Annotated in this window: 10 protein-coding genes and 1 tRNA gene; 7 read left to right on the top strand and 4 right to left on the bottom strand. The window is 71.3% G+C overall.

Features of this window, described 5'->3' with window-relative positions:
* Together KBX53_RS12020 and KBX53_RS12015 are read right to left on the bottom strand one after the other, a co-directional pair.
* On the bottom strand, positions 1-794 hold a 794-nt coding region (locus tag KBX53_RS12020; RefSeq protein WP_210859184.1), incomplete at its 3' end, for a cobalamin biosynthesis protein.
* 200 nt (positions 795-994) lie between these two features.
* A complete protein-coding gene (locus KBX53_RS12015) occupies positions 995-1,777 on the bottom strand; it encodes a single-stranded DNA-binding protein (protein ID WP_210859180.1) in 783 nt (260 codons plus the stop codon).
* Positions 1,778-2,081: 304 nt separating this feature from the next.
* On the opposite strand from KBX53_RS12015, the gene KBX53_RS12010 reads away from it, so the two are divergent.
* The 3 genes from KBX53_RS12010 (at position 2,082) to KBX53_RS12000 (ending at position 3,811) form a co-directional block, all read left to right on the top strand.
* On the top strand, positions 2,082-2,492 hold the full coding sequence (locus KBX53_RS12010) for an HPF/RaiA family ribosome-associated protein (protein ID WP_030333415.1): 411 nt from the start codon (positions 2,082-2,084) through the stop codon (positions 2,490-2,492).
* Positions 2,493-2,658: 166 nt separating this feature from the next.
* Complete coding sequence (locus tag KBX53_RS37135) at positions 2,659-3,543, top strand: alpha/beta fold hydrolase (RefSeq protein WP_309140758.1); 885 nt, start codon at positions 2,659-2,661, stop codon at positions 3,541-3,543.
* A 195-nt stretch (positions 3,544-3,738) separates the two neighbouring features.
* Positions 3,739-3,811, top strand: a tRNA-Arg gene (locus KBX53_RS12000).
* Positions 3,812-3,948: 137 nt separating this feature from the next.
* Here the strand turns inward: KBX53_RS12000 and KBX53_RS11995 are convergent.
* A complete protein-coding gene (locus KBX53_RS11995) occupies positions 3,949-4,251 on the bottom strand; it encodes a MerR family transcriptional regulator (protein WP_030333387.1) in 303 nt (100 codons plus the stop codon).
* 725 nt (positions 4,252-4,976) lie between these two features.
* Between KBX53_RS11995 and KBX53_RS11990 the strand changes: the two genes are divergently transcribed.
* The 3 genes from KBX53_RS11990 to KBX53_RS11980 all read left to right on the top strand — a co-directional run bounded on the left by KBX53_RS11990 (position 4,977) and on the right by KBX53_RS11980 (position 7,008).
* Entirely contained in the window at positions 4,977-5,474 is a 498-nt protein-coding gene (locus KBX53_RS11990) for a SigE family RNA polymerase sigma factor (protein ID WP_210859170.1), read from the top strand.
* The gene (locus KBX53_RS11985) at positions 5,474-6,514 is read left to right on the top strand and encodes a hypothetical protein (protein WP_210859169.1); all 1,041 of its coding nucleotides are present in this window, start codon (positions 5,474-5,476) and stop codon (positions 6,512-6,514) included. The genes KBX53_RS11990 and KBX53_RS11985 overlap by 1 nt, the downstream gene beginning before the upstream one ends.
* Before the next feature lie 170 nt (positions 6,515-6,684).
* On the top strand, positions 6,685-7,008 hold the full coding sequence (locus tag KBX53_RS11980) for a plasmid stabilization protein (RefSeq protein WP_210859168.1): 324 nt from the start codon (positions 6,685-6,687) through the stop codon (positions 7,006-7,008).
* Positions 7,009-7,070: 62 nt separating this feature from the next.
* Here KBX53_RS11980 and KBX53_RS11975 read toward each other — a convergent pair whose 3' ends face one another.
* Positions 7,071-8,069 (bottom strand): hypothetical protein, encoded by a 999-nt coding sequence (locus tag KBX53_RS11975; RefSeq protein ID WP_210859167.1) that lies wholly within the window; start codon positions 8,067-8,069, stop codon positions 7,071-7,073.
* Between the two features lie 226 nt (positions 8,070-8,295).
* Here KBX53_RS11975 and KBX53_RS11970 point away from each other — a divergent pair.
* Positions 8,296-9,451: sensor histidine kinase (locus KBX53_RS11970; protein ID WP_210859182.1), on the top strand; the 1,156-nt coding region annotated here is incomplete at its 3' end.

Here is a 9,451-nt window from a genome sequence, read left to right as displayed (position 1 = left end):
GCGCGCCCGAAGTAGACGTTGCGGCCGCCGAGGCGGACCCCGAGCGCACCGGCCATCGCCGCCTCGCACTGGCCGGCGTTGGGGCTCGGGTGGTCGTTGCGGTCGCGCAGCCACACCTGCCAGGCGCGCTGCCGGTCCCCGTGCGCGACCGGCGCGACGGCGACGGTGAGCAGCCCGGTCAGCCGGGACGGTACGAGGTTGAGCGCGTCGTCCAGCCGAGCGGCCGGGGTGCCGAACCGCGCGTAGCGCGCCGACCGGTGCCCGACCATCGCGTCGAGGGTGTTCGCCGCGCGGTAGCCCAGCAGCCCGGGAAGGCCGGCGACCGCACCCCAGAGCAGCGGAGCGACGACCGCGTCGGAGGTGTTCTCGGCGACCGACTCGACTGTGGCACGGGCCAGCTCCGACTCGCCAAGCGTCGACGGGTCCCGCCCGCAGAGGTTGCCGAGGCGTCGCCGGGCAGCGGGCAGGTCGCCGTCACGCAGCGTCCGACCCATGACAGTCGCCTCGTGCCGTAACGTGCGGCCGCCCAGCACGCTCCACGTGCCGGCCGCCACGAGCACCGCCCGGGTCACCGGCCGGTGCCGGGTAGCCGCCGCGGCGGCCGCTCCGAGCAGCACCGGCCCTCCGACGGCCAGCGCGGTGAAGGCCGTACCCGCCGTTCGGTCCGGGCGGTAGAGGCGGCGCTCCAGCGCCCCGGCGGCCTGCCCGAAGCCGGCCACCGGGTGCCACCGGCGGGGGTCGCCGAGCAGCCTGTCCAGCGCGTAACCGGCCAGCAGCCCCACCGCGTTCGCCATCGGCGCTGTCCGTCGCACCCGCACCACCTCCGGCCGGCCAGCCTAGACGAGCACCCCGGGAACCAGCCCAACACACGGTGCCGCAGCCGCGACGAGAACCCCTGGAGCGAACAGTCGGGCCGCCCCGCCGACGCCCGTCACGCGGGGTGACGACGCTGCCCGCGCCGCCACCCCGCCCCCGTTCGTGCCGCCCGGATCGGTCAGGCCGGCTGCGGGATCCGGCCCCGACCGCGCCGCCCGCGACCGGGTTGCGTCGGCTCGGGCTGCCCCTCGTCGGGCACCGCCCCCAACTCGAGGTCCAGGTCACCGTCGGCGTTGTCGTCGTTCGCCTCGGGCGGAGCTGTCAGCTCGTCGATGCCCAGTGCGGCATCGACCTGCTCGACCTGCCCGCCGCTCGGGGAATCGTCCTCCGGGTCGCTGCCGAACGGGCTGGTGCCGAACGGACTGCCTCCGAACGGGCTGGTGCGCAGCTCGGCGTAGTCAGGCAGCTCGAAGTCGTCGTCCAGCGGCCGGTCGTCGGGCAGTGCGGGGGCCTGCCCGGCCGGCACCGACTCGGTGGGCTCGCCGTGCACCCGGCTCTCGGCCTCCGCGTCCTCCACGGTGCTGGTCGTCACGCTCGGCCGGTTGCGCAGGAACCGGGCCCGGCCGCGGGACAGATCGTGGCCGACGGCGACCGCCTCCAACTCGTAGAGCGTGCGGTGGTTGCCGGCGTCGTCGGTCCAGTCGCGGGTGTAGAGCCGCCCGCAGACCACCACCGGATCGCCGACCATGACAGAGGCCGCCACCCCCTCGGCGAGCTTGCGCCAACAGTTGACGCGGACGCGGAGCGAATTGCCGTCCACCCACCGGCCACTGTCCCGGTCGAGCCGGCGGGCGGTGGAGGCGACCTTGAAGTTGGCCACCAGGGTGTTGCTCTGGGTCGTACGCCGCCACTCGGGCGTAGTCAGCACGTTGCCGACGATTGTCACGTAAGTGTCGAACATCGTCCCTCCAGGGGGATCGGGGCCTGCCAGCGCGAGTCGACTCGCCACCGAGCCTCGACACCGAGGCCGCCCACCGCCACCGCCCACCGCCGGCCTGTGGATGACGAACCCACCTGTGGACAACGCCCTGATCACGCCCGGGTGTGGTACGCCCGACCCGCCCGACCCGCCGTCAACGGTTTCCCGGGCCGCTCGAACTGGGTAAGGACTTGATCAACGCACCACCGACAGTTGCACGTCGACGAGAGGTCAGCGCCATGACGATCACTACCATCGGTTCCGCGAACGCTTCCGAGGCGCGGCGATGAGCGCCGTGGCGAACCCGGCCACCGTGGCTGAGTGCCTGCGGGTGGGCGCCGGGTTCTCGCAGGGCGACCGGAACTGGATCGCCGAGCAGTTCGCCACCCTCGACGCCCGGCTCGCCAGCTTCCACGCCGACGCCACCGAGCTGGAGGTGTCGGTGAAGGACCGGGAGGCACGCGGGCAGAAGGTCACGCTCGAGTGCTGGATCGCCGGCCGGCAGAAGATTGTCACCACCTCCGCGGAGGAGGACCTGCACGCCGCCCTCAACGACGTCCGCGACGACCTGCGCCGCCGTCTCAACGACGCCAAGACCCGCCAGGAGCCCCGGCACAACAAGCACCTGCGCGACCTCCCCCAGCCGCAGGCCGAGTCCGACGACGAGGCCCCCCGCGCCGACGCGGAAACGGCCTGACCCACGCCTCATCCCCGCGATCTTGCACTTTCATCGCCCGAATAGCGGCTATGTCCCCTGTATGTCGGGACAGAAAGTGCAAGATCGCGGGGATGAGCGTGGCGGGCGGGCGGACCGAGCGGGCGTGGGCTACCGCTGGGTAGGTCGGCGGCGTAGCGTCGCGTTCGTGGAACCGGACGTGTTGGGGCCGCCGTACGAGCGGCAGACGATCGACCTGGGCGCCGACGACGAAGGCCCCGTTGTCGCGACGCTGGTCCGGAGGCGGGCCGAACGCCCCACCGGGCGGGCCGTGCTCTACGTACACGGCTTCGTCGACTACTTCTTCCAGACCCACCTGGCCGACTTCTTCGCCGAGCGAGGGTGGGACTTCTACGCCCTCGACCTGCGCAAATACGGTCGCAGTCTGCTCCCGGGCCAGACCCCGAACTTCTGCCACGACATCAGCGACTACTTCCCCGAGCTGGATGCCGCCGCTGAGATCATCCGCAAGGACGACGGGCACGAGACCCTGCTGGCGATGGGCCACTCCACCGGCGCCCCGACGTACCCCGGCGGCAGCTCCGTGGTGATCAGCACGGCGTCCCCGTCGCGGACCACCCGCTCGATCGCGACCTCCAGCGGGCGCGACCCGTCTTCGCGTACCCCATGGGCCAGCACGAAAGCGGAACCGGCGTCGGCGCCGAGGCGGGCGACCACCTCGGGCCCGGCGGCGATCCCCGCCGGCACCGGCTGGACGCGCCACCGCCAGCCGCCGTCACCGGCGTACCGGTGCAGGCCGGCGGTCGGCAACACCGCCACCCCGTCGCCCCCGAAGCGGGCCCAACCAGGCACGATCTCCGCCTCGGACACGACCTCCGGGGCCACCCCCGCCGGTTCGGTGACGCTCGACCGCAGGCCCAACTCACCCCCGGAAGCGCCCACCAGGTCGGCCGCCGTCAACAACGACTCCCCCACCGGGTCGTCGCCGCTGCGAAAGAAGAACGCGGTACCGAAACCGCCCGATGACCGGTACGGCAGGATGGCGCGACCGACGACCTGGCACAGCTCGTAGGCGACGTCGCTTTCGGCGTCGGAATCCAGCAACACCAGCCAAAGGTACGGTCCGGGGCCGGGCCGGTCCGCGGTAACCCGGATGCCCGCTCCGCGGCGGACGTGAGACTCTGCTCGGCAACGTGGACGCGGGCACCCTTTCCGCCGTCGGGCAGTGGGACGGCGGTACCCTCTGGGCGCGACATCCACGCCACACGCGCCCGTAGCTCAGCGGATAGAGCAGGGGACTTCTAATCCCAAGGCCGCAGGTTCGAATCCTGCCGGGCGCACCTACCTCACCGCAGGTCAAGGGGCTTCCGCTCCCCAACGAAGCCCTTCTACAGACGACAGACGGTCCCTGCCCTGAGGGGAGGGACCGTATGGCGTTCGGCTTCACCTTGCGGCAGGCCAGCACGGACGGGTGTGCTCAGCCCTGCTGGTGGCGCTCGTTGCGTCGAAGGGCCTCTTCGAGTTGGTCCTCAAGAATAATGATCCGACAGGCCGAGGCGATGTCGGTGCCCTGGTCGCACATCTCGCGGGCGCGCGCGGCGAGGCGTATTTGGTAGCGAGAGTAGCGGCGATGCCCGCCACCGGAGCGCTGCGGGTCGATCAGTTTCGCGTCGCCCAGTCGGCGTAGGAAGTCCTGCGAGCAGCCGATGATCTCGGCGGCACGGCCCATCGTGTAGGCGGGGTAGTCCTCATCGTCGAGCATGTCGTCGGGTTGAGCCATGAAACCTCCATCACGAGGGCCCCGGTGCTCGGAAGCACCGGGGCCCAAGGGTTGTGGGTCAGGAACACCATCTACCGACAGAACGTCGGCTTGTCTTGTCCGCACCGGCCGTCAGGGACGGCTTCGGGTGCGAGGATCGCATAAGCGTGACCGGAGACCACCTCTCGTTCGAGGGAAACTGCGGTGTCCGCGCCCAGCCCACAGATGCAACTGGTAGCGGGCGATCCAACGGTGTAATGCCCTCCCTTGCCTCTGATTCCTCTGCCTTACTCCGTGCTGTCTCGTCAGTGCCCGAGCCCCACGCGACTTCATGGCCCCGACACATACGACGAACTCTCCTTGCATCGGGTGAAGCCCTGAACAAGCGTCGGCCTCACCCGCTGTCACACACGTACTACCGAACTACGGCAAATGTCTGCCGCCGAGCTGAGCAGGACTTGCACGTTCCCTGTCCCGACTCCTTCGCCCTCGTGGGGGGCGGCAACGTCAGCGTCTTTGTTTACTCCGTCTTCGACCTCAGGAACGTTAGTCGGCACCGGCAAGGATGTCTAGCGTTTCGAGCATAGATTTTCTCTGAGGACGGAGAGAGGACGACGTATACGGGAAGCGCGGTGGGCAAGCGGTACCGACGGGAGGATCCCCGCCCTGAGCCGACCGCCGCCGCACCTCAGGTTCGGTGCCCGGCAGGTGTCTACGGGTTGACCGGTCCACGGCGTTAATAGGGCGTGACGTTCGAGGAGTACGCGTTCGCCCGCACGTCGGCCCTGGTGCGGCTCGCCCGGTTGCTGACCGGTGACGAGCACCGGGCCGAGGACCTGGTGCAGGAGGTCCTGGCCCAGGCGTACGCGAGGTGGGGGCGGATCGCCCGGACGGATCGTCCTGACGCCTACGTCCGCCGGATGCTGGTCAACGCCCACAGATCCTGGTGGCGGCGGCGCAGCAGCCGGGAGATCACCGTCGCCGCCGTACTCGATCAGGCCGGTGACGTGGACGAGGCGGCCGGGGTCGCTGAGCGCGACGCGCTGTGGCGGTTGGTCTGTGCGCTGCCGGCGCGTCAGCGCACGGTGATCGTCCTGCGCTACTACGAGGATCTTGACGACGCGTCGATCGCGGAGATCCTCGACTGTTCGACCGGGACGGTACGCACCCACGCGAAGCGGGCGCTGACGGCGCTGCGTCAACGACAGGCTGCGGCATCCCCCGCACGGGCAGGAGAGTTCTGATGTTCAGCGACCTTGATGAGCAGCTCGCCAGCACGCTGAAGCATCGTGCCGGTGGCGATGTCGACCCGACACCATTCGTGCAGCACGCCCGGATTCGCGGCCGGCGGTTGAGGCTGCGGCGACGGGCACTGATCGCCGGCGGCGTGGCGACGGCGTGCGCTGCTCTCACCTCGGTGGTTCTGGTGCTCCCGGGCGGCCGGACCACCGACGACCCGATCGTGCCGGCCTCGGCACTGATGTTGCCGGAGGCACGAGGCGCTGCGACCGTACGGCCGGAAGAGGTGGGTGCCGATCCCGCGACCGTGCACTTCTCGCCCGGCGCCCTGGTGAGCGGTGCGGAGTACGCGACGTGGCGTGCCGGGCGCGGCATCGAGAGCGTCGAGTTCCGGGGCCGCAGTGGGCAGGCCCGGTTCGTGTTGGCCCGCACCGAAGTGTTGCTGGACGAGCTTCAGCAGACGTTGTCGTCGGCGGGACGACCGCAGCCACGTTCCGATGTACGAGTCGGTGACCGCCCGGGTGTCGCCTGGTTCGACCCGTCCGGTGACCGGCAGTTGTGGTTCGTTCGCTGGCAACCCGTCGACGGGCTCTGGGCCCAACTGGACACGTACGCGCCCACCCGGGACGAGGCGACGGGCACGGCGGGCCGGGTCCGGTTCGATGGCGCGCACCGTTGTGTGGTGCCGTTCCGCCTGGAGTCGGTGCCACCCGGCGGACGGCTGCTCGAATGCTCGGTCACGTTCGGCCGCTCGGCGCGGGGGACGTTCGTCGAGGGCGCTCTCGTGGTCGGTGACGCATCCGGTCGCTGGCTGACCGTTCGGGCGCAACCCGCCCCGGCCGGCGGGGCCCGGGCCGGGGATCTCACCGCCGGCCCCTACCGGGCCCGCCGGCAGGGCAGTGACGTGTTGGAGATGACCGTCAAGCCGTTCGTTGTGGAGGCGTTCCGCAAGGGGTGGGGGGACGGCTACACCGAGGCGGAGGGCTTGACGATCCTCGGTGGGTACCGGCCGGTCGGCGATCCCAGCCACCCGGACACCTGGTGAGGTACCCGCGCCAGCGGATGGTGTCGGCAGGTGCCGCCACACTCGTTTGACCCTCGGGGCGACGGGGCATCGTGTGCGAAAAGCGTGCGCACGAGGCCCCGACCGATCGCAGCTCGGCGGCGCGCCAGCCGGGCCTCGACCGCACCCGACAGCGGAGGTGGGAGGCACCGATGCCAGCAGGATCGAGCCCGAAGAGAGAACGACAGTACGAACACATCAAGGAGAGCGCGCAGAAGCGCGGTGCCTCCTCCGGCCGGGCGAAGGAGATCGCGGCGCGCACTGTCAACAAGGAACGGGCCCGCTCGGGTGAATCCCGCACGGCAAGCCGATCCTCCCGCAACGACGTGTCGTCCGGGCACCGTGGCGGTAAGCGCTCCCACAGCGGCGCTCAGGGTCGCACCAAGGAGCAGTTGTACAACGAGGCGAAGCAACGCGGCATCAAGGGCCGCTCGTCGATGTCGAAGAGCGAGCTGGAGCGGGCCCTGTCGAAGTAGCGGCCAGGGGTCACGCGCCCCGACAGGGCGTACCGACGGTGGTGCGGATCAGCCGGGACGGCTCAGACCGGTCCGAGCAGGTTGACCAGCGTGTCGTCGCCCTGGCCGAGCTGGGCTGCACCGATCGGTGGCGTGACGAGGAACCGTCGGCAGCCGTCGAGTTCCACGTACCAGTCGGGGCGTTCCCCGTCGAGCGGTCGCAGCACCGCGAAGCGGGTCGCCGGGGTGGCACAGTCGACCACCGCCCGGCGGTTGTTCAGCGCCCGGAGCACACCCGCCTGGCGCTCGGTTGGCAGTGGCCCTCCGTACACGAAATCGCCGGCCGGCTTTTCGCCCTCCTGGAGCGACTCGGGCACCTGGTAGACGCAGAGGCGCAGCGGCCCGGCGGCCGGTCGGGCGACCGGCCCGGCCGGCCCGGGGCGACGGCTCCTGGTTTCCACCCACACCATGTCCGTCCACTGCTGGGCGCATCCGGCGGCCTCGGCCGCCGCGGATTCGACCTGCCCGATGGTACGGGTGTCCACAGTGCTCCACTGCGGCCCGGCCAGGGCCGCGATGACCTCGCGGCGCGGCTTGCCGCAGGCGTCGGTCGGGATCTGGGGGCGCAGCCAACGCCCCCGGTCGTCCACCAGGGCCAGCCACGGCGGGACGACCATGTCGAGGGTGCAGGCGACCTTCCCGCCGGTCGGCTCGCTGGGCAGGCGCAGCGCGGCGAGCAGTGGTGCGATCTCCTCGGCGCGCCGCTCGGTGGCCATCTGCTGCTGGCCGCCCCGGCGGCCCGGCCGGGTCTCCCGCCCGCAGATCACGGCCGCTACCGGGGTGAACGTGGGGTCGATCCGACCGGTCGTCGGTTCTTTCGAGGCTGGTGGTGACGTCTGCGTGCCCGGCAACGTGATTGTCTCGCCGGCTCGGGGGGCATCCTTGGCGCAGGAGGTCCACTTGTCGACGATCTGGGCCGGGGCGGGCTCGGCAGCCTCGCCCGGCCCGTTCTCCGTGCCACCGCAGCCGCTCAGTGCCATGCCGAGCAGTGCCACCGCCAGTACCGTCCGGGACGAGCGCATCCGGCTCACCATCCTTTCACCCGAGGATGAGACGGACGGCAGGTGTGCTCGGTTCCGACCGGTCGCGGCACCCGTGCGACCACCCCCAGCCGCGCGGGCACAGAGTGACACATTAGCGACACTCCGTGCACTAGGGGTCATCAGATGTCAGCCGACATGCTATTGTCCAATGTCTATCTGCTTCGTGTGGACCCGGACCGGGTCGTTGTCGGAAGGGCACTTCCCGATGCCGGCCGTTGCCACTCCAGCCGTGCCGCCGCCCACGTTGGACAATCCGGCCGGCGGGGCCCTGGGCCTCATCTTCACCACGTTGCCGGCGTTGCTGCGGCTGACCTGCGGGCTGTTCGGCGCTGCGGTGGCCGTGTCCGTGCAGACCCCGCCGGTCGAGCAGGCGGTGCTGCTGCCCGCTGTCGGCGTGCTGACCGGCTGGTCCCTCTGGTACGCCCACCGCGCGTTGCGCCACGGCATCGGTCCCGCTCTCGTCGCCGGTGACGTCGCGGTCACCGCGTCGGCCTGCCTCCTCATGCCTGTGCTGGTGGCACCCGAGGTGTTGCCCGGCGAGGGCAGTTGGATCGCCGTGCTGGCCAGCACCACAGTGATCAACACACAGGCCACCGCCCTGGCGCGCTGGTCGATCCCCGCTGGGCTGCTCGTGATCGTCACCTACGTGACCGGCGCGCAGGCGGCCGGCAACCCCACCGAGGCACGGGCGCACGCGGCCACGCTGCTGGCGCAGACCGCCTGCACGGCGATGATGGCGGGGGTCATGCGGCGACGCATCGGCCGGGCGGACCGCGCCTTCGCCGCACACCAGCGGCTGACCCGGGAGGCGTTGGTCGCCCGCGCCGCCCGCGAGGCCGAACGCCAGCAGAACCGCGACCTGCACGACACCGTGCTGGGAACGTTGACCATGGTGGGGCTGGGCGCGGTGGCCGGTACCTCGACCGTCTTCCGGGACCGGTGCGCGGCCGACCTGCGTACCCTCGTCTCGCTCAGCGACGTCGGCCCGGTGGCCGGCGACGGCCCGGTCCCGCTCGACGGACGGTTGCGGTCGGTGGTCGAACGGCTGCCCGAGCTCGCGGTACGGCTGGACCTGACGTCCTGCGCCGTCCCGGTCGGGGTGGCCGACGCGATCAGCGAGAGCGCCTACGCGGCGCTGTCCAACGTGGTCCGCCACGCCCCCGGCGCCGAGGCCACGCTGCGTCTGGTCCGCGACGCGATCGGCGTCGTGGTCGAGGTCGCCGACGACGGTCCCGGCTTCGACCTGGCCACCGTCCCACCGCACCGGTACGGGCTGCGCGAGTCCATCCGCGGCCGGATGGCCACCGTCGGTGGGCGTGCCGAGGTGCACTCGGCGGTCGGGATGGGCACCCGGATTCGAC

Source organism: Micromonospora sp. M51 (genome assembly GCF_018070305.1).
In the GTDB taxonomy this organism is placed as follows: Bacteria; Actinomycetota; Actinomycetes; order Mycobacteriales; family Micromonosporaceae; genus Micromonospora; species Micromonospora parva.
This window is presented reverse-complemented; position numbering and strand designations above follow the sequence as displayed.

What these genes read in the sequence shown, in the direction of transcription:
- KBX53_RS11995 (WP_030333387.1), bottom strand. Translation starts at nt 4,251, where the DNA reads ATGGCTCAACCCGACGACATGCTCGACGATGAGGACTACCCCGCCTAC.
- KBX53_RS11980 (WP_210859168.1), top strand. Translation starts at nt 6,685, where the DNA reads ATGCCAGCAGGATCGAGCCCGAAGAGAGAACGACAGTACGAACACATC.
- KBX53_RS12010 (WP_030333415.1), top strand. Translation starts at nt 2,082, where the DNA reads ATGAGCGCCGTGGCGAACCCGGCCACCGTGGCTGAGTGCCTGCGGGTG.
- KBX53_RS11975 (WP_210859167.1), bottom strand. Translation starts at nt 8,069, where the DNA reads ATGCGCTCGTCCCGGACGGTACTGGCGGTGGCACTGCTCGGCATGGCA.
- KBX53_RS12015 (WP_210859180.1), bottom strand. Translation starts at nt 1,777, where the DNA reads ATGTTCGACACTTACGTGACAATCGTCGGCAACGTGCTGACTACGCCC.
- KBX53_RS11985 (WP_210859169.1), top strand. Translation starts at nt 5,474, where the DNA reads ATGTTCAGCGACCTTGATGAGCAGCTCGCCAGCACGCTGAAGCATCGT.